The sequence below is a fragment of the Pseudanabaena sp. FACHB-2040 genome (genome assembly GCF_014696715.1).
GTDB lineage: Bacteria > Cyanobacteriota > Cyanobacteriia > Phormidesmidales > Phormidesmidaceae > JACVSF01.
The window spans coordinates 177855-195478 of the sequence record NZ_JACJQO010000017.1 but is presented as its reverse complement, the minus strand read 5'-3'; the positions used below and the strand labels follow the sequence as shown (position 1 = coordinate 195478).

The 17624-nt window shown below is 53.5% G+C and carries 17 protein-coding genes; 10 read left to right on the top strand and 7 right to left on the bottom strand.

Annotated features, from left to right (window positions below):
- Positions 1-141: 141 nt before the first annotated feature.
- Positions 142-1344 (bottom strand): DUF4336 domain-containing protein, encoded by a 1203-nt coding sequence (locus H6G13_RS19490; protein WP_190485876.1) that lies wholly within the window; start codon positions 1342-1344, stop codon positions 142-144.
- A gap of 47 nt (positions 1345-1391) precedes the next feature.
- On the opposite strand from H6G13_RS19490, the gene H6G13_RS19485 reads away from it, so the two are divergent.
- Positions 1392-1535 (top strand): hypothetical protein, encoded by a 144-nt coding sequence (locus H6G13_RS19485; protein WP_190485874.1) that lies wholly within the window; start codon positions 1392-1394, stop codon positions 1533-1535.
- Here H6G13_RS19485 and H6G13_RS19480 read toward each other — a convergent pair.
- Entirely contained in the window at positions 1532-2152 is a 621-nt protein-coding gene (locus tag H6G13_RS19480) for a 2OG-Fe(II) oxygenase (RefSeq protein WP_190485872.1), read from the bottom strand. The two genes, H6G13_RS19485 and H6G13_RS19480, sit on opposite strands and share 4 nt — an antisense overlap.
- 59 nt (positions 2153-2211) lie before the next feature.
- Positions 2212-4044: a tetratricopeptide repeat protein gene (locus H6G13_RS19475; RefSeq protein ID WP_190485870.1), complete on the bottom strand. Its 1833-nt coding sequence runs from the start codon at positions 4042-4044 to the stop codon at positions 2212-2214.
- 267 nt (positions 4045-4311) lie between these two features.
- On the opposite strand from H6G13_RS19475, the gene H6G13_RS19470 reads away from it, so the two are divergent.
- Both H6G13_RS19470 and H6G13_RS19465 read left to right on the top strand, forming a co-directional pair.
- Positions 4312-5025 (top strand): phosphatase PAP2 family protein, encoded by a 714-nt coding sequence (locus H6G13_RS19470; protein WP_190485868.1) that lies wholly within the window; start codon positions 4312-4314, stop codon positions 5023-5025.
- 146 nt (positions 5026-5171) lie between these two features.
- Positions 5172-5885 (top strand): hypothetical protein, encoded by a 714-nt coding sequence (locus H6G13_RS19465; protein ID WP_190485866.1) that lies wholly within the window; start codon positions 5172-5174, stop codon positions 5883-5885.
- A gap of 60 nt (positions 5886-5945) precedes the next feature.
- Here the strand turns inward: H6G13_RS19465 and H6G13_RS19460 are convergent, their stop codons facing one another.
- Positions 5946-7244, bottom strand: a complete 1299-nt coding sequence (locus H6G13_RS19460; protein WP_199306421.1) for a D-Ala-D-Ala carboxypeptidase family metallohydrolase — start codon at positions 7242-7244, stop codon at positions 5946-5948.
- Between the two features lie 259 nt (positions 7245-7503).
- Here H6G13_RS19460 and H6G13_RS19455 point away from each other — a divergent pair, with 259 nt between their 5' ends.
- The 4 genes from H6G13_RS19455 (at position 7504) to H6G13_RS19440 (ending at position 10370) form a co-directional block, all read left to right on the top strand.
- Entirely contained in the window at positions 7504-8121 is a 618-nt protein-coding gene (locus tag H6G13_RS19455; RefSeq protein WP_190485865.1) for a Uma2 family endonuclease, read from the top strand.
- Between the two features lie 661 nt (positions 8122-8782).
- Positions 8783-9028 (top strand): hypothetical protein, encoded by a 246-nt coding sequence (locus tag H6G13_RS19450; protein WP_190485863.1) that lies wholly within the window; start codon positions 8783-8785, stop codon positions 9026-9028.
- Between the two features lie 208 nt (positions 9029-9236).
- Positions 9237-9758, top strand: coding sequence for a DUF4188 domain-containing protein (locus H6G13_RS19445; protein WP_190485861.1), 522 nt, complete (start codon positions 9237-9239; stop codon positions 9756-9758).
- Between the two features lie 177 nt (positions 9759-9935).
- The gene (locus H6G13_RS19440; protein WP_190485859.1) at positions 9936-10370 is read left to right on the top strand and encodes a peptidylprolyl isomerase; all 435 of its coding nucleotides are present in this window, start codon (positions 9936-9938) and stop codon (positions 10368-10370) included.
- A gap of 79 nt (positions 10371-10449) precedes the next feature.
- On the opposite strand, the gene H6G13_RS19435 is transcribed toward H6G13_RS19440, so the two are convergent.
- Entirely contained in the window at positions 10450-12435 is a 1986-nt protein-coding gene (locus tag H6G13_RS19435; protein WP_190485857.1) for an ABC-F family ATP-binding cassette domain-containing protein, read from the bottom strand.
- A gap of 79 nt (positions 12436-12514) precedes the next feature.
- Complete coding sequence (locus H6G13_RS19430) at positions 12515-13363, bottom strand: NYN domain-containing protein (RefSeq protein WP_190485855.1); 849 nt, start codon at positions 13361-13363, stop codon at positions 12515-12517.
- 369 nt (positions 13364-13732) lie between these two features.
- Here H6G13_RS19430 and H6G13_RS19425 point away from each other — a divergent pair, with 369 nt between their 5' ends.
- Together H6G13_RS19425 and H6G13_RS19420 are read left to right on the top strand one after the other, a co-directional pair.
- Positions 13733-13942, top strand: coding sequence for a hypothetical protein (locus H6G13_RS19425; RefSeq protein WP_190485853.1), 210 nt, complete (start codon positions 13733-13735; stop codon positions 13940-13942).
- Between the two features lie 206 nt (positions 13943-14148).
- Positions 14149-14829, top strand: a complete 681-nt coding sequence (locus H6G13_RS19420; protein ID WP_190485851.1) for a DUF4033 domain-containing protein — start codon at positions 14149-14151, stop codon at positions 14827-14829.
- Between the two features lie 14 nt (positions 14830-14843).
- Here the strand turns inward: H6G13_RS19420 and H6G13_RS19415 are convergent, their stop codons facing one another.
- Complete coding sequence (locus tag H6G13_RS19415; RefSeq protein WP_190485849.1) at positions 14844-15758, bottom strand: type II secretion system F family protein; 915 nt, start codon at positions 15756-15758, stop codon at positions 14844-14846.
- Between the two features lie 251 nt (positions 15759-16009).
- Between H6G13_RS19415 and H6G13_RS19410 the strand changes: the two genes are divergently transcribed.
- The gene (locus H6G13_RS19410; protein WP_190485847.1) at positions 16010-17623 is read left to right on the top strand and encodes a B12-binding domain-containing radical SAM protein; all 1614 of its coding nucleotides are present in this window, start codon (positions 16010-16012) and stop codon (positions 17621-17623) included.
- The last annotated feature ends 1 nt before the right edge of the window (position 17624 follow it).

Genomic DNA, 17624 nt, shown 5'->3' with positions numbered 1-17624 from the left:
TCTGTCACAAGGGGTATAGCTAAATCGAATCAGTGGTAAGATGATTCAAGTGTGAGGAGTTAATCGAATCGAAAAAGCCCCTGAGTCGAAACACGGACAGACGCCAGGGGCTTTTTTGTGCCCTTTTTTAGAAATATCCGCTTATTTGTCGGATGAGGTCGCTTGCGGTGTTGAGGTAATGCCGCGCCGATCCAAGGTTTCCTCTAACTTACGGATGAAGTCAACGTCGGCAGTGAGCAAGGGCTGGCTTTGGCTGCCAAAGATGGCGGCCTCGGGTGGGTGCTGCAGGGCAGCAAAGGCCTGAGCAAACTCGTAGGCATTGGTTTCTATAGGCGCATCAAAGTGGGCCGGGATGATCCGCTCAAAATCCCAGCTTGCAACCTGCTCTGCCCAGGCAGCTACCCCCTGTAGATCGTGGTCGAGAATCAGGGTCTGCAAAATGGGGGCAATGAATGGTCGGCCATTGCCATGCAGAGCGTAGAAAGAAGCCTCCCAGTCTGGCTCCCACTTGAAGGGAAATAGCCCAAAGTAGGCTTTGGCCGAATGATCGGGGGCCTTGATTGCTTCCCGCATGGCCTGCCCCAATTGAACGGTTTTGAGGCAGCCGGGTTGGAAGAAAATCGCAAACAGGGCAATCCGCTGCCACCCCTTCAGGCGGTTTTCTGGCGTGTCTGCAATTGGGTCTAGGGCACTTTCGCGAGCATGGAATAGCAGAGGGTAGGGGTCCATCTGCAGAATGGCGGGGGCTTCTGCCGGGATGGAGAGCAGCGTGTCGGTGAGCAGCAGGGTGTGCGATCGCACATGCAGCAGCGCTATCTCCCCAAAGGAGCCCCGCCCCAGGTCAATATCCAGCACCGCATAGTCAAATTCGTCGCCAAAGGGAGCCTGGTGGCTATCGATCGGTAGCTCCTGCGTGCGGTCTCTAGGAAAGCCCAGCCACGGCAGCGGCAGGTTAACCGGAAAGCTCCACTGATTGGGGGCAACCCAGACCTGCGCCTGAGGAAACTGCCGCGCAAACGGCCCCACAAAGACCTTGTGCTCCAGCCCCGAAGCGGTGGGCAGCAGAATGTGGCGTACCTCACCGTGAACCGCTTCGAGTTCTCGCACCAGGCGAATACATTCCCGTGTGGGGGCGATTGGTGCGTAGACCAGCAGCCCGCCTGCCTCTAGCCGCACCACCGTCATTCGCAACGGCACGATGGTGTAGAGAATGCCCTGCACCTGGTCAAAGGTCCAAATTGTGTCTTTAACAATCTCGTGGCGTAGGGTGCGCCGCCTGCGGTAGGGGTACAGCGGCACCAAAAACCAAAACGGCCACGACCAATCTTTTGCCTGCTGGTTCATCACAACTCGCGTTCCTTGGGTCTTGCCTCAGTAGGTTTGCATCTTAGATGAAATTTAGGATGATGTCTGGGGCAATGGCCTCTGCTTTGGGTGCAGCCATTGATTTGATAGGGCTGACTTTGCTCAACGCCAACCTACGAGAGATTTATGGGTGCGGTATGCGGTGTGATGACACACCTTACCTAATTTAGGAACGGCGTTTGGCCTTCGCTTTTTTGGCCGAGGCCGCAGTGGACTCGATGGTGAAAGGTGGAATGTCCCTCAGTTCTGGCTCATCCAGGCTGTATTGCTCGCAAACCAGGCTCAACCTTTCCCCAGGCTTTTGCAGCGCGTTGACAGAGTGGGTCAGGTCGCCCTGAAAGCAAACCAGCGTATTGGCTTTGGGAGTAATTTTGCCCACCTGCTGCCGGTGGTTGCGTAAGACCAATTCTCCCCCCTGCAGATCGGCAGGCACCTGAACGTACAGGACACTGACGACGGCAGGCGGCTGCACCGTTTTGCAGTAAGAGCGTAGGGAACGGTCGATGTGCGGATCGACGCGCGACCCTTGGCGCAGCAGCAGCGGGTTGAGATAAAAGGCGTTGTGGGCTGGGCTGAGAGCTCGATCTAAGTAGGGCTTGAAAAAGGGAAACTGCTGCTCGACTTGGGCCAAGTGCGATCGCTGAAACACAATCGAAAATCCCTTGGTGTCGACAAAGTCCCGGTTCAAATTGTTGGTGGCAAAATACGGGCAGGCCAAAATCGCTCCCCGCAAATCGCTCAGGTAGCTGGGAGAAAAGGCGCTGCTCTGCTGCTGGTAGTAAGGCATGGCAAATGGCAGGGATAGGACGGCCCCTGCATCTACTTCCGGTATAGCACGCTACGCCTTCATAGCGATTGACGATATTCAGCCAGCAGCTTGGGCAAGTAGTCAAACCCATCTACTCCGATCTGCCGCAGAAAGCCGACCCGGTACTTGCCCAGCACCTCCTGAAAGGCCTCTGCCCCAATCTGACCGTACAAAATGCTTAGCAGGCCAGCGGGCTGCCGCCACTGCTCCGAGTTGATTTGGTACAGCAGATACATGCTGAGGCTGGCTGTATAGACCGCCATATCAACGGTGTCGAGCCCGCGATAAGCTTCGGCCATGTAGGCATAGTTCATCGCCTGGGAAAACATATCGCCGATTGCCTGAGAGATCTGCAGGCCCGTTTCGAGAGATGCGATCGCTTCTGGGTACTGCGCCAACATCACCTGAGCCACGCCCAAGCTGTTGGCGCAAAGGGCCTGACTGGGCCGGTCGCCCACCTGCTCTGAGAGCTTTAGCCCCTGCTGCAAATAGGTCAAAATCGACTCGTACTGATCCACGTCGGGCGACTGTTCGCGGGTACGGAAGACTTCGCTGTAGCCCAGGTTTGCCAGTGCATTGGCCTCGCCCACACGGTCGCCTGCCTGCCGCGCCAAAATCAGCGCCCGCTGGCTATAGCTGATAGCGCTGTCGTAGTCTTTTTGCATTACCCCAGTGCGGCTGAGGTGGTTGAGGTTGGCAATTTCGCACCGCTGATCTCCAGCAGAGCGGGCGCTTTCTAAGGCCCGTTCGTGGAACTGCAGCGCCTGTCGATACTGTCCCAGTGCCCGCTGAGAGTAGCCCAGCAGCGTCAGAATTCGGGCTTTGGCTTGGGTGTTGGGCACCTGCCGCAGCGGCTGATCGAGGTAATCTAGCAGAGTCTTCAGAGGTTCTCCCGAAAGCGCTGTGAACAGGCCGCCGTAGAGGGGAAAGTAATCTTGCTGAGAAAACTGGTACAGACCCTGCAACACCAGCTGAAAGCATCCTTCGGCTAGTGCGCTTTGCCCGAGCTGCTTAAAGCGGCTCGACAGCTCGCTCCAGACCACGGCAAAGGTGAGGAAGGTGGCAATCGAAAGGCGTTTTCCGGCTTTGGGATCGTAGGGCTGCTTGTCGAACCAGGCAATCAGGCTGAGCTCTAGCCGCTGAATGGTAAAGGCCAACTCTATCCAGTCGGGGTAGGTCAGCGGAATTGGCAGGCCCTCAGGGGTGATGGTCTGATGTTTTCCTAAATCAGCAAACAGTCGCTTGAGGTGGCTGCTCTCTGTCACTTTGGCCCAAAAGCTCCAGGGGCCTCGCTGCTCTAAGGTGTTGCCAAAACCGAGAGCCTGCTGGCCCTGCTCATAAATCCAACCCACGACATTGCCCTCTAGCTGCTGCCAGCTCTTGAGGCCCTGGGCTAAGCCCGCAGCCAAATCGGCAGAGGTGGGCGCGTCTGCCTGAGAAGAGGGCGCGCCTCTGAGCATCTTTACCAGATCTGCTACCTGATCACGGGTCAGTACTTCCGGCTGATTGGGATCTAGGGCCTGCAGAATGTGGCTGAGCCGATCTTCGGGTGCAGCGGTAGTGAGGGCCTGCATCAGCGTGGAGAGAATCGCGCTGTCTTGATTTTCCTGCTGCCAGCGTTCCCACTCGCTCTGAATGGTTTTGAGTGCCCGCTGCTTGCGCATGGCTTTGGCCTGCTTCATCTCATCGTCTGCTGTGAGATCGGCCTCGATGGGCTGGGTGTATTCCTGCAGGCAGCGCTCAAAGATTTCGCCGGTACCGGCTTCAATATCTGCCTGCAGCATTTCGTAGACCTGCTCTTTTGAGCGAATCTGGCCTTTGAGCGTGGCAGTCACGATACGGTCGATGAGTTCTAGGTAGCGATCGCCCATAGTCCTCTGTCCGAAACTATGGCTTCAGACTAACAAACAACCATGAGAGTGGCGGCGGCAACTGTGCTGCGAGATCGGCTAGACGTCTGCTTGGAGGCGGGAAAGTGATGAAGAACTGTTAGGCTGACTAGAAAATAGCTGTCGCCACATTTGTTGTGGCAGAGGTGCGCCAGAAAGCTTACCCAAACTAGGCACTTAAGTGATTGACTGGGCCTTCTTTCTGGCCAAAGCTATATCGCTGGTGTTGCTGCTGTCTAAGTTGATTGCATGGTTCAGTCTCTTCTTCGCAAATTTGCCCACGCCTGGATTCAATACATTCATCCACGCCTATCTTCGTTTGTTGCAGCCGCTAACATCCTTTGGCTGGGGGTTTGCCTGCTGAGTCTCTATGTGGTTGGTCAGCTTGCAGATGAGGTGCTGGAGCAAGAGGCTTTTGCCTTTGACACAACTATTTTGCTGTGGATTAACCAGATTTCAAATCCTGTTTTAGATCGGGTGATGCTGAGTATTACCCAACTGGGCAACCCCACCATAGCGACCACCGTTACTGTCGTGAGCTTTTTGGTGCTTTGGTTACGACACTACCGCTTAGAAGCCAAAATGTTTGCGATTAACTGCTTGGGTGGGGCGACTTTGAGTACAGGGTTAAAGCTTGCATTTAGTAAAGTCAGACCTCAGCTTTGGCCACAGTTGATTCAAGAGACTACCTACAGCTTTCCCAGTGGGCATGCGTTGGGATCAATTGTGCTGTACGGGTTTTTGGCTTATTTGCTGGCGCAGCATTACCGCCAGTACGTCAAGCTAATTTATAGCCTCACCACGGTATTGATTGTGGCAATTGGGCTGAGTCGCCTGTATCTTGGCGTCCATTGGCCCACGGATGTGATTGCTGGCTACGGCATTGGTTTTCTATGGATAACGGTTGGCATTGCCCTATTGCGGCTTCAGCAGAGAAGAAAATCGGGCATTCTAGCCCCTTAGAACCCCTTAGCAGGTTGTGGTATTGGTCAAACTGTCACGCCCTGCCCTTGAGTGGGCAATCATGTCATTAAAGTGAAAAAATGGGGCACTTTTTACAGTGTAGGCAGGCTTGATAGCCAATACAGAACACTGGGTCAAGGTTTAGTATGCGTCTTCGGATTATTGCTCATACCGTTCTAAAACAGCAGCCAAAGCAGTCATCGGATTTAGCAGACAGCGAGAAACTTGCAGCCAGAGTGGGTGATGAGTTTGCGTTACTCAGCTATGAAGCGGCGGAGAACCAGCACTTTAAGGTAGTGCTGGCTCAACCCTTGGGTAATAACCGCTTGGTGTGGTATGCCTTTCAGCCCCATATAGAGCTGGTTCCTGACGCTACAGAAGAGGCTGGAACTGCTGTTGAGGACGCGGTTAAACCTGCTCCAGCCGTTGCAGAGACACCCCCAGGACTATCCTCGGCAGAGGCCGATATGACCAGCAATGCTGGCTGCGGCAGCGCGGTAGCCGTGTTGGGTGCGCTGCTGCTGATTGTGCCTGCTGTGCAGCTGCTCAACCCTTCACCTGACCGCTTAAATGCTGGGGGTTGGGGGGCTTTGGGAGTAGGGGGAATGTCGGTTGCGTTTGGCACCTGGCTAGCGGTCGATGCACTGGTGGCGGGCCGGCAGGCTAAACGCGATCGCATCCAGTCCACCTTTTTCAACCTGCTCGAAACCAGCTCTGGCGAAATCACGGTGCTGCAGTTTGCCCGCGCGGCTAATCTGTCAGGTGAGGAAGCCCAGAAATATTTGGACACCAAAGCTAAGGAATTTAACGCCACCTTTGATGTTGGCTCCGAAGGCGGCATTTACTATCGCTTTAAGTAATGTCAGTGCAGTGCCCGCTGCAATATTGTCTTTGCTTATGCCAATGGCAGCGCTCCCACTTTAAAGTCCCCAGGTTCGTCTAGGGCCAATGTCTAGGTGGATGACGTTGGGCATTTGAGTGTAGATCCCAATACCGCCGTTCCACGACAGCATGAGGGCATTGGCAACCTGCCGCCCGCTCAGCCCCTGCACCTGAACATCGACAGCCGTACCCAGCAAATGCTGGCTGCGGGAGGCACCTCCCACGGCTGCATTGACAGCGGGCGGGCGATACCACGAGTTAACTTGGAAGGGGCGATTCAGGCGATTGCGCACTTTCTGCAACTCTTGGGCTAGCGCCAAGATGTTGTCCACAATGGCCTTGCTCTCCGGGATGCGGGCGGCGTCTTTGGTGGCCTCGCCCCAGGTAAAGCTGCCGTTGGGAATGATCGGCTGGTCGGTGTAAAACGTGGAGGTGTAGCCCGGTAGGCGAAAGGCTCTGCCCACGTATTGGGATTGTGGTGGTGGCGGTGGGGCAGTGGGCCGGGGGTAGACAATCGTTCCAGCCTGCTCTACTCGGGCATGGCGATCGTAAATGTACCAGGTGTTGAACCCACTGATGTTGTCTTTGACGTATTTGAGGGCAAATCGAATGTGGTCATTAAAGGCCCCCTGTTCATTGGCGAAGGCATAACTGTTGAGCACCAGCAGCGTACCCACCGAAGCTGGTGCTTGTTCATTGGGCGCTAGCTGAGAAGACTGTATCGGGCGACGCTTGAAGATCGTGTTTTGAGTGACCCTCAGAACAAGGGCGTTTGGGTTTTCGGGGGGATAGACAACGTCGTTGTCAAAAGTGACGAAGGCGTGGGGAGTATACACAAACCATGTGCTCCGCCCCTCAACAAAATCAACGCTGTTACGAATAGCAAATTTAATGTGCTGGTTAAAGCCACCTTGGGAGTCGGCAAAGGCGTAGGAGTGCAGACTATAGGTTTTGCCGCGCGGCACAGAGACCTGCTCTGAAGCATCGAGCAAGCTTGAGTCTAAGGGGCGGCGCTTGAGCGCAGTGGGCTGATTAATCCACAGAACGGGTATGCTCTCCTGGTCTTCAAAGGGATAGACTACGACGCTGTCTGCTTCTACCTGGGCATCTAGACTGGAGACAAACCAGGTATTCAAACCGCGAATGGTTCGATCTTTCAGGGCGAATTTGATATGCCCATTAAAAGACCCGTTGATATCGGCGTAGGCGTAGGAACTGAGCGGATAGGTGCTGCCCGTAGCGACTGACTCCATTTCATTGGGCTGGAGCAGCGAGGCTGCCTCTGGCCGTAGTTTAAAGACTGTCGCTCGATTGATCCGCAGAACTTGATCTACCATCGGCAACCTACTGGTATCTGAATAATTTGCCTAACCAGCGAACGCTTAACTATAGGCTACAACTCTGGCTAAGCAGCAAATATTTTGAGCAGCTGTAGATGATGCTTAGTAGTTGGGGTGCGATCGCAACTCAGTGGCAAAGGGTCAAAGGACTCTACGGCGAAGGTAGCATTACCACTCCCTGAAGTAATGGCAGTGCCACCGCTATTCTGTCTTTTGATGGGCTATGCCAGAATGGAGCTAGCGTGGAGGCGATGCAATGGTTCAAGCGGTAGACACTGGCCCCATGAGCTTTGAGGCCTTTGTGCAATGGCTGCCAGAAGATAGCAGGCACTACGAACTCCATAGCGGTACTGTTATTGAAATGGAGCCTACAGGTTCCCATGAGCTAATCGGTGCTTTTCTAGCAGAGGAACTGACGCTGAAATTTCGGCAAGGTGCATTGCCCTATACAATTCCTAAAAGCTGTTTGATCAAGCCCCAGCTTCCCGATTCTGGCTATCGTCCGGATGTGATTGTGCTGGACAAGCGGGAACTGGCTAACGAACCGCTTTGGGAAAGTGCCTCAACGGTGCAGTATGGGCGAACCCTTCCGCTGCTGATTGAAGTTGTCAGCACGAACTGGCGCGACGATTACGGTCACAAGCTGGTGGAATATGAGGCGATGGGCGTTGCCGAGTATTGGATTGTTGACTATCGGGCTTTAGGGGCAGTGCGCTACATCGGTAAACCAAAGCAACCCACGATTACGATTTGTCAGCTGGTAGAGGGTGAATATCAGCTACGCCGTTTGGTATTGGGGCAAACGCTTGAATCGAGCATTTTTCCTGATTTGAACTTAACTATAGATAGGGTATTTCAATCAGCAGAATGCTAAGCCCTATTTCTCTACCACTCCCAACTACAAAATCGTAGGAGGGCAAAGAAAAGCGTACTCATCAAATCCATTCTTTCTAGAAGATGGGCACGGGTTATCACCCTTTGCCCATCCTACTTTTGATTTTTTGATAGATCTCTTGCAGAGGGCGAAAAAAATCTTTTAGCAGTGCTTTATCAATTGCTAGAAGTTCACCAAGATCTAGCTCGACAGCTTATTCAATCAATGGCTGTTAAGAGTAAAGATTGATGTAAATACCTGATTAAAAGGAGGTGTTGAAGAATTTGGGTTCGGAGTTTCTAGAAGGGCACTCTCAGGCTCCCCTTGGGGGCAGGGTTAGTAAGCGAATATCACTTATACGCTTGACTCAGAGAGCCTACATCAGTATTCTCGTTGATTAAGCTGTCTTGCCAGACAGCCTGATCCGCAGAACTCGAAGACCTTCGGCGGTGCCTGAAGGAGTTAGCCCCTCCGACAGGACACCTAACCCGCGTCTGTACCGAGCAGATTGACGGGCTAGTGGTCAGTTTACCCTAGCCACCCAATTTGTATTCTACGAAGCGGTGTGCTGGGGTTTTCGTGTTCTGTTTTCCTCGCCCCACCCCTTTCACGAGGGGAAACTTTGGGGCTTGTTCACCACAACTAAAGGAAGCAGAACACCATGTTTCAATCCAACGAATCGGACGCTCAAGCGTCCACCCTTTTACCTACGCCAACGCCCAAGCACGAACCGCAGCACAAAAAGGTGCGGCACCTGCTCTTTGGCGAACCTGATGCTTTGCAGCTCGTGATCAACACCCTGCACGTTCTGGGCTACACCGAAGCTACTGCCTGGAGCAAACCTCAGCCCACCAGCACTCCCGGAGAAGTGGTGCGGGTGCTGTTCAAGACCGTGCTGATAGATTAAGCAGCCGAGTTAGCACTTAGGGCGGTTCGCGGAAGCTTGCCTCAGAGACAGGGCCACTGGATCTCTGGGGCAAGCTCTCTGCACTGAGCTAGTCACGGGGTGTGGTGCGATCGCAACCTATTCAAAAAAATGCATAATCAACTATTGACATTCCAAGTTAGCGTCAGCTAGAGTTTATTCAACAAATTGAATAGGTGCAAAGATGAATATGCCTCGCAACACTGTATACCCTGGTCGCTTCACCGCCAAAACAGATGAACCCTTCGTCGTCTTTCTCATTGGCATGCGGGTCAATCAGTTCTGGAACCTCCGGAAGTGGACCTCAGTTGCTCAAGCCATGCCGCCGATGATCAAAACCCTCTATGAAAACGCTGAAGAAAAAGGGTTCTTAGGGGCCGAGCAGTTTTTCCGTCTGTTTCCGTTAACAACGATGATGGTGTCTTACTGGCGCTCTTTTGAAGACCTGGAGCGCTTTGCCCGTAGCCCCGCCGACCCTCATCTGGCAGCCTGGCAAACCTTTATGCGGCAGGTCGGCAAAGACGGCAGCGTGGGCATTTACCACGAAACCTATCAGGTGCAGCCCGGCCAGTATGAGTGCATCTATGGCAACATGCCGCAGTTTGGCTTGGCGGCCGCTACCCAGCATGTTCCCATCGTGCGAAAGACGGATCGGGCTTGCGATCGCATTGCGCAACCCCAGCTCTCTCAGCCAGAAAACGCCCAATTCTAGAAATTTTCTAAACCTCGAAACCGCCTTAAACGAGGGTTTACTTGCCTCATGACAAGCCAAAACCCTTGCTGTCAAGGCAACAGACCAGTTTTAATTAAAGCCTTCTGGCAGGGGCAGTGGACTCAGAACCTAGTTAAGGTGAACAAATGCTATTTCCTCAACATCTTAGGAGGCAACATGAGCCAGGCCAAACCCGGCGATACCGTATCAGTGCACTACACCGGCAAACTGGACGATGGCACCGTCTTTGATTCTTCTGCCAATCGCGATCCTTTACAGTTTGCGATCGGGGCTGGTCACGTCATTCCCGGTTTTGAAGAGGCTGTGGTCGGTCTGAGCCCCGGTCAAGCCGTCACCAAAATGATTCCTCCAGATCTTGCCTACGGTCCTTACCGGGATGAAATGGTCATGGTGGTAGACCGCGAACAAATTCCCCCAGAGATTCCCGTTGATGTGGGGCAACAGCTCCATCTCCAGGGGCCTGCAGGCCAGCCGCCGCTGCCGGTGCTGGTTACAGACATCTCTGAGACTCAGGTTACCCTAGACGCAAACCATCCGCTTGCTGGGGAAAACCTCACCTTCGAAATCGAACTGCTTGAAATCTCTAGCTAACCCCGCTCACAGCTAATGCAGGGCAGCAAAATGGGCCAACTCCCTAAGGCTCTATCTGCCCTGCGTTAGCTAAAGACTACTACTCCATACGCTCCGCCAAATTCATCCACCGCTCCGTGGCCGTATCAATTGTCTGCGTGAGTTCTGCCAGACGCTCAGACAGCTTCTGCACCTCGCTGTAGCCACCTGGCGGGCTTTTGTAGAGAATCTTCTCCAGCTCCTCTTTTTCAGCCTCCATCTTCGGAATCTGCGCCTCTAGCTGCTCGTACTCGCGCTTTTCCTTATAGGAGAGCTTCTTAGCTTGCTCAGCCGATCCCTGAGCAGGCCCTCCGTTTGTTTGATTAGGAGAGGCAGGAGGAGAAAGGAGAGAGGTTTGTTTCCCTTCTGCCTTTTGTCCTCTACCCTCCGCTCTCTGCCCTCTGCCCTCTGCCTTTCTATCCTCCTTCTGCTCGTCCTCTGCGGCTTTACGATAATCTAGATAGACCGAGTAATTGCCGGGATACTGACGTAGCTTGCCTACCCCTTCAAAGGCAAAGATCGTCTCAACGGTGCGATCAAGGAAGTAGCGATCGTGCGACACCACAATCACACAGCCGTTAAATTCCTCTAGATATTCCTCCAGCACGGCCAGAGTCTGCACATCCAGGTCGTTGGTCGGCTCGTCTAAAATCAGCACATTTGGCGCACCCAGCAGCACCTGAAGCAAAAACAGCCGCCGCCGTTCCCCCCCAGAGAGCTTGTGGATAGGCGAATACTGCTGGTTAGGTGGAAACAGAAACCGCTCCAGCATTTGAGAGGCCGTAATCACGCTGCCGTCTACCGTTTTGACCAGTTCTGCTGTTTCTTTGAGGTAGTCGATCACCCGCTGATCAGGGTTGACCAGCAGATCTTCGGAATGTTGGTCAAAGTAGCCAATATGGATAGTGGTACCTAGCTCTACCCGGCCCGAATCAGGCTCGATGCGGTTAGTAATGATATCCATGAGAGTCGATTTACCGATTCCGTTAGGCCCGATGATGCCGACTCGATCAAGGGGAGCAAAGGTATAGGTAAACCCGTCGATCAGGGTGCGTCCGTCATAGCCCTTAGAGACATTCTCTAGTTCGATTACCTTCTTGCCAATGCGGCGACCTGCCGTGGCAATTTCCACCTTGCCTTGACCCTGTTTAAACTCCTGGTTTTGCAGGTCGTGAACCCGGTCGATGCGGGCTTTTTGCTTGGTGCTGCGGGCCTTGGGACCCCGCCTGAGCCACTCCAACTCCCGCCGCAAAACGCCTGCGTGCTTGCGCTGGCTGCTGACCGCAGTCTCTTCAGCTTCGGCCTTTTTCTCTAGGTAGTAGGCGTAGTTGCCGGAATAGCCATAGAGGTCGCCTCGGTCGATCTCGAGAATACGGTTGGTCACCCGGTCGAGGAAGTAGCGATCGTGGGTGATCAGCAGCAGCGCGCCCCGAAACCGGCTGAGGTAATCTTGCAGCCACTCTACCGACTCGGCATCGAGGTGGTTAGTGGGCTCGTCCATCAGCAGCCCATCGGGGTCGGAGAGCAGAGCAGCGGCGATGGCAATGCGCTTGCGATAGCCGCCAGAGAGATCGCTAATGCGAGCATCAAGGTCTTCGATGCCTAGTTTGCTCAAGATCACCTTGGCGTTGGTTTCCAAATCCCACGCATTTGCTACCTCAATTTGAGCGGCAACGCTAGATAGGCGAGTCATTAGCGCATCAGCTTTTTCTGGCTCATGGCCAATCCGGTGAGACAGGTCTTCATACTCCCGAATCAGCGCCATCTGTTCGCCTGCGTCGGCAAAGACCTGCTCTAGAACGGTGTGGTCTTCATTCATCTCTGGCTGCTGCGGCAGATAGACAATGCGAGCACCCGCATTGACCCAGATTTCGCCGCTGTCGATGGGTTCAAGGCCAGCGATCATCTTGAGCAGCGTGGACTTGCCTGATCCATTGGTGCCGATCAGCCCGACCTTATCGCCCTCTTCCAGGCTAAAGTTGGCATCTTTGAGGATTTCTTTGATGCCGAAATCTTTTTTGACAGAGCGCAGAGTAAGCAGAGCCATAAATTTGTAAGGTCTGGCAGGGAGTCCAGTAACCTAGTCTAGCGCTGCAGCAGGGGCAATCAGCTAGAACGAGGGTGACTCAAGGTTTGTCTACTATGCGAATCAGGGTTTGTCCATTGTTAGTCTTGACCTCAAAGGTGCGCGGAAACTTTTTGTAGTAAGCAGCCCAGGTTGAGGTGTTGTAGTCTGCTTTGCGTTTTTGATGGCGCGACAGATAGGTGCCTACGGCAACGGCTTCAGCCCATCCTCCCTTTTTTAGGTTTTTAGTGACAGCTTCGTGAAAAATCGGCTCGATTGAGTCATTGCTATTGGAGTTAGTCTGCTTATTTTGAGAGTTGTTGCTGGCTGGCGCGGGCGCTTTTTCAGCCTGTCCGTTTTTGTCATTGGCATTGACTCTAGCCTGGGAGTCAGAGCCGTTAAGCTGTCCAGATGATTTAGTGCTGTGGGCGGTTGCCGTGGTTGCCTCAGGCTCGAGCTGGGCTGTCCCCCGTTCCAGGTAGGTGAAGTCAGTGCAGGCTTCTTTGAAAGTAATAGCCGTTTTGCCATACTCGCCGAATCCATACACGTTAAGACCCTGACCTCGTAATCGGACGACGAGAGGGGTGAAGTCGCTGTCACAAGAAACTATGCAAAAGCTCTCAAACTTGCCGCTATAGAACAAGTCCATAGCATCTATGGACAGGGCAATATCGGTAGCATTTTTGCCTGCTGAATAGTTGAACTGCTGAATGGGTGCGATCGCATATTTGTGCAAAACCTCCGCCCATCCCTTGAGATGAGGCTTGCCCCAGTGACCATAGGCTCGGCGTAAGGAGACAGTCCCTAGGCTTTCGAGCTTTGAGAAGATTAGAGCAATGCGCGATTCTGGCAGCGCAGAGACATTATCGGCATCGATCAGCAGAGCGATCTGAGCAGCGGATGCTTGCATGGCAGAGAAGGCCAGTCAGTGCAGGCCGGTCAATGAAGGTCAGTGTCTATCTAGCTTGCCCGGTAAATCACTCCTTAACCGTTCCTTGCAGAGGGGTTCATCAACACTCAATTCTTCAGGGAAAGCCCAAAAAAACTCAGTTAATTTACGGAAAGCGACCGTTGGGTACTGTAGTTCCCTTCATCCTGTTGATACTCAGCTAGGTGAACCTCAGCTACCCGGTACTAACGGGTGATCTGATGACGCAGTTTAGATCGAGCAAATGACATATCCCCTGGGCCTGAATTTGGTTTGACTGGTGCAACGCTGGCCATTCCAAAGACTGTCCATGTTTCTTAGCAGATCTATCCCTTCAAAACGGTAAGCATTATGCAAATCAAAATCCAACTTCTGTCCAACGGTTGGTACGCTTGCCAGGTGCGTCATTCTTCTCAGGGCGGCCTGTCTACTGACTCTTGGCATGTCTCTCCGCTGGAAGCCTATCTGCACATCATGGGCTATGACCGGCCAGGCACCCATATTGAGCTGCCCCCAGGTGAAAAAATAGATCGGCTGCGGGAACAAGCGATCGAACCCTAAGCAAAATACCCACCTCAAGGCTGATCCTGAACCACTGCTGGGCTGTCTGTGTTGCTCCGTTGCCACCTTCAATGGGGCAACATAGATCTATTAAGGTCCGGCGAATTCGACCCGCAAGGTAAGTAGCGTTACCTAACCTTAGGCTAGGGTGTCTGATGAGCCTGGCGCACTACCCTGAGATGATGAGTGTGGTAATGTTTGGTGCTATGAAAGTTGTCAGCCCTGCTCCCGACGCTAAAGTAACGGTTGAAAAGACGATTTATCAAGACAGCCTAATTGATCGGCTGTGTATCTGGCTGTTTAGCCGCAAGATGGCTAAGGCAGTTGGTCAGAAGACCCGCCTAAAAGGCTACGACGGCCTAGTAGATCTGTCAAAACAGATGATGCAGGGACGCAATGCCCAGGAGCAGAAAAATGTGGTGCTGGTGGTGCTCAATTCGCTGCTGCCATCTCAGGTGCTGGCGCTGGTTCGCAAGCTGGTTGCCCCGAATCAGCTTGTGTGTGAACTCAATGCCTGGTTTGCTACGCGCATGTTTGGCTGGCTTGTAGGCCCCTCTGAGGTGCGACAGGCCGAGGTAACTGGGCCGGATGGCGACGTGAATCTGCAAAAGAGCGCCGTATATATTAAGAAGTGCCGCTATCTGGAGCAAAGCCAGTGCGCTGCCATGTGCGTCAATATGTGCAAGCTGCCGACCCAAGAGTTTTTCGCCCAAGAATTTGGCATTCCCTTGACCATGACGCCCAACTTTGAAGACTACAGCTGCGAAATGGTCTTTGGTCAGATGCCGCTGCCCATTGAAGAAGAAGCTGCTTACAATCAGCCTTGTCTAGCAATGCATGGCGGGACAACACCCTCGACAGAAGCCTGCCCTAAAATTCGCAACTAGGGGTATCTAAGCCCTCAGCTTGCTATCAGCCCCCCCAACATCTGCAGCCCTAGGGTTAACACAACAGCCCCCAGCATCAGCAGGCTCAGGGGGCGCAAAGTGCCCTCAAGTTGCTGCAGCCGCTGCTCTAGTTCGCCCTCATAGTATTCGCCCAGCTTTTCTAGCAAGGTGTCTAATGTGCCGGTCTCTTCTCCGGTGCGAATCATTTGAAGGGTTGTAGGCGGCACTTTTCCCTGCAGGCTTTGGCTCAAGGTCCGTCCTCGGCGAACTTGCTGGGCTGCTGTACCGATAGCTGCTGCCAGCAGCGGATCTTGCAGGCGAGGGCGCAGTAGCTCTAGAGCCTGATCCATCGCTAGGCCGCAGCGCAAAGGCAGAGCTAGCTCGGCTACGTGGGTTTGCGATCGCGCCTCAATCACACCTTTCAACCCAGGTATGGGCCGCAGCAGAGAATACTCCAGCCCGCCCAACCCCTCCAGCCGGACGAAATCTTTGCCCACGAGGGCCAACACCAAGAGTGCGGCTAGAGGCCAGAGCAGAGGTGGGCGCAATACCTGGTCAGTGCCCAGCAGCAATGCCGCCAACCCAATCAGCAAAACCACAACCACCATACCCAATGTCACCATGACTGAGCCGTACAGCTTGGCTCGCCGTTGATGCACCTCCGTCTGTTTGGCTAGGCGCAGACTGACCTCTGCCAACGCACCACTGGTTTCACCTAGCTGCAGCAAGCTAATCTCCCAGCGAGTAAACGGGCTTTGACGGTGTTGCAACACAACAGCTAACGGCTCGCCTGCCTCAATTCGCCGATTGCGCTGCTCCAAAAACGGCTGCATTGGAGTGTTCTGCCCAGCCATCGTCAAGCTTTTGCCTGTAGGAAAGCCTGCATTTAATAGCCCAGCAAACTGATGAAAAAAACGAGCCTTATTCATGGTTGGTGGAAACCCCACCTAACAGCAGGTGTATTGATCTTTGCAGCACTAAAACATAAAAATAATTCGCTCTCTACCGAACGAATTTACCGAGTTACTAATTTTCAAAGGCTTCCTAGCAGTGTCTTTACCTGCTTGAGCTGATCAACCTGGGCCCAAAATTAGAACTCCGCTCCTGTCAGTAGATCTGAACTTTGTTGCGATTCACTGTTCAGAACATCTAGGATAGCTGAGAACTCCCTGGGTTTCATATGAACGTTTTGTTGATCTACCCGCTTTTTCCAAAAAGCTTCTGGTCCTTTGATAAAACCCTAGAATTGGTCAACTTCAAAGCTCAGCTGCCGCCCCTAGGAATTGTGACTGTAGCAGCTATTCTGCCGCAAACCTGGAATTTTAAGCTGGTAGATCGCAACGTTCGAGATGTTACTGAGGAAGAGTGGGCTTGGTCTGACCTGGTGCTGCTGTCTGCCATGATCGTTCAAAAGGCTGACTTCGCTGCCCAGATTCAGGAAGCAAAACGTCGGGGCAAGCTGGTTGCCGTAGGCGGCCCCTACGCAACGGCTCTACCCCACGAAGCTGAAGCCACTGGAGCCGACTTCCTCATTCTAGATGAAGGTGAGATCACGCTGCCGCTGTTTGTCGAGGCGATAGAACGAGGCGAAACCAGCGGCATTATCCGCTCTAATGGGGAAAGACCGGCGGTTACCACCACGCCCATTCCTCGATATGATCTGCTGCAACTCGATGCCTACGCCGAGATGTCAGTTCAATTTTCGCGGGGCTGCCCTTTTCAGTGCGAGTTCTGCGACATCATTGTGCTCTATGGACGCAAACCCCGCACCAAAGAACCTGAGCAGCTGCTGGCTGAACTGCAGTATCTCTACGATCTGGGCTGGCGGCGCAGCATTTTCATGGTGGACGACAACTTTATTGGCAACAAGCGCAACGTCAAGCGTCTGCTGACCGCCATGAAACCGTGGATCGAGGAGCGCAACTATCCCTTCTCCTTCGCTACCGAAGCTTCAGTCGATCTGGCTCAAGATCCAGAGCTGATGAAGATGATGGTGGACTGCAACTTCGGCACGGTGTTTCTGGGCATTGAAACCCCAGACGACGAGAGCCTCACCCTGACCCAAAAGTTTCAAAATACTCGAACTCCGCTGTCTGAAGCTGTTAAGTCGATCGCTAGGTCGGGTTTGCGGGTCATGGCAGGCTTTATTATCGGCTTTGACGGCGAGAAGCAGGGAGCTGGTCAGCGCATTGTCCAGTTTGTTGAGGAAACCGCGATTCCTACAGCCATGCTGAGCATGTTGCAGGCTCTGCCCGACACCGCTCTGTGGCATCGGTTAAACCGGGAAGGACGACTGATTGTTGATAAGGGATCTGCCGACATCAATCAGGCGACGCTGATGAACTTTGTGCCGACCCGGCCTATCGAAGAAATTGTCGATGAGTTTATCACTGCCTTCTGGAACCTGACGGACCCGCTATCGCTGTTAAACCGCACCTACCGCCACTTCATCATGCTGGCTGAGGGGCAGCGTCAGTATTACGAAAACCGCACCAAGTCTGCAGGCAGCCCTGACGTTACCTGGGTGATTGTGCGAGCTATGCTGATTATCTTCTGGCGGCAGGGCGTGGTGCGTAAGACGCGTTTTCGCTTTTGGGCTAACCTGGCTAGCCTGCTGATGAAGTACCCCGAAGTGGTGCCCAACTATTTAGGTGTCTGCGCCCAGGCTGAGCACTTTATCGACTTTCGCGAAACTGTGCGCAATCAGATCCAGCAACAGCTGAAGGAATATCAGGCGCTCCAGGCTCAGCAATCGTGCCAGCCGGTAGAAGAGCTGATGTCTACGTCGGCTTAAG

Excerpts from the sequence above, each read along its gene's own strand:
- H6G13_RS19420 (WP_190485851.1), top strand. The coding sequence starts at position 14,149 with ATGAAAGTTGTCAGCCCTGCTCCCGACGCTAAAGTAACGGTTGAAAAG.
- H6G13_RS19465 (WP_190485866.1), top strand. The coding sequence starts at position 5,172 with ATGCGTCTTCGGATTATTGCTCATACCGTTCTAAAACAGCAGCCAAAG.
- H6G13_RS19445 (WP_190485861.1), top strand. The coding sequence starts at position 9,237 with ATGCCTCGCAACACTGTATACCCTGGTCGCTTCACCGCCAAAACAGAT.
- H6G13_RS19490 (WP_190485876.1), bottom strand. The coding sequence starts at position 1,344 with ATGAACCAGCAGGCAAAAGATTGGTCGTGGCCGTTTTGGTTTTTGGTG.
- H6G13_RS19460 (WP_199306421.1), bottom strand. The coding sequence starts at position 7,244 with ATGGTAGATCAAGTTCTGCGGATCAATCGAGCGACAGTCTTTAAACTA.
- H6G13_RS19410 (WP_190485847.1), top strand. The coding sequence starts at position 16,010 with ATGAACGTTTTGTTGATCTACCCGCTTTTTCCAAAAAGCTTCTGGTCC.
- H6G13_RS19415 (WP_190485849.1), bottom strand. The coding sequence starts at position 15,758 with ATGAATAAGGCTCGTTTTTTTCATCAGTTTGCTGGGCTATTAAATGCA.
- H6G13_RS19470 (WP_190485868.1), top strand. The coding sequence starts at position 4,312 with ATGGTTCAGTCTCTTCTTCGCAAATTTGCCCACGCCTGGATTCAATAC.
- H6G13_RS19440 (WP_190485859.1), top strand. The coding sequence starts at position 9,936 with ATGAGCCAGGCCAAACCCGGCGATACCGTATCAGTGCACTACACCGGC.
- H6G13_RS19435 (WP_190485857.1), bottom strand. The coding sequence starts at position 12,435 with ATGGCTCTGCTTACTCTGCGCTCTGTCAAAAAAGATTTCGGCATCAAA.
- H6G13_RS19485 (WP_190485874.1), top strand. The coding sequence starts at position 1,392 with ATGAAATTTAGGATGATGTCTGGGGCAATGGCCTCTGCTTTGGGTGCA.
- H6G13_RS19425 (WP_190485853.1), top strand. The coding sequence starts at position 13,733 with ATGCAAATCAAAATCCAACTTCTGTCCAACGGTTGGTACGCTTGCCAG.
- H6G13_RS19450 (WP_190485863.1), top strand. The coding sequence starts at position 8,783 with ATGTTTCAATCCAACGAATCGGACGCTCAAGCGTCCACCCTTTTACCT.
- H6G13_RS19475 (WP_190485870.1), bottom strand. The coding sequence starts at position 4,044 with ATGGGCGATCGCTACCTAGAACTCATCGACCGTATCGTGACTGCCACG.
- H6G13_RS19430 (WP_190485855.1), bottom strand. The coding sequence starts at position 13,363 with ATGCAAGCATCCGCTGCTCAGATCGCTCTGCTGATCGATGCCGATAAT.
- H6G13_RS19455 (WP_190485865.1), top strand. The coding sequence starts at position 7,504 with ATGGTTCAAGCGGTAGACACTGGCCCCATGAGCTTTGAGGCCTTTGTG.
- H6G13_RS19480 (WP_190485872.1), bottom strand. The coding sequence starts at position 2,152 with ATGCCTTACTACCAGCAGCAGAGCAGCGCCTTTTCTCCCAGCTACCTG.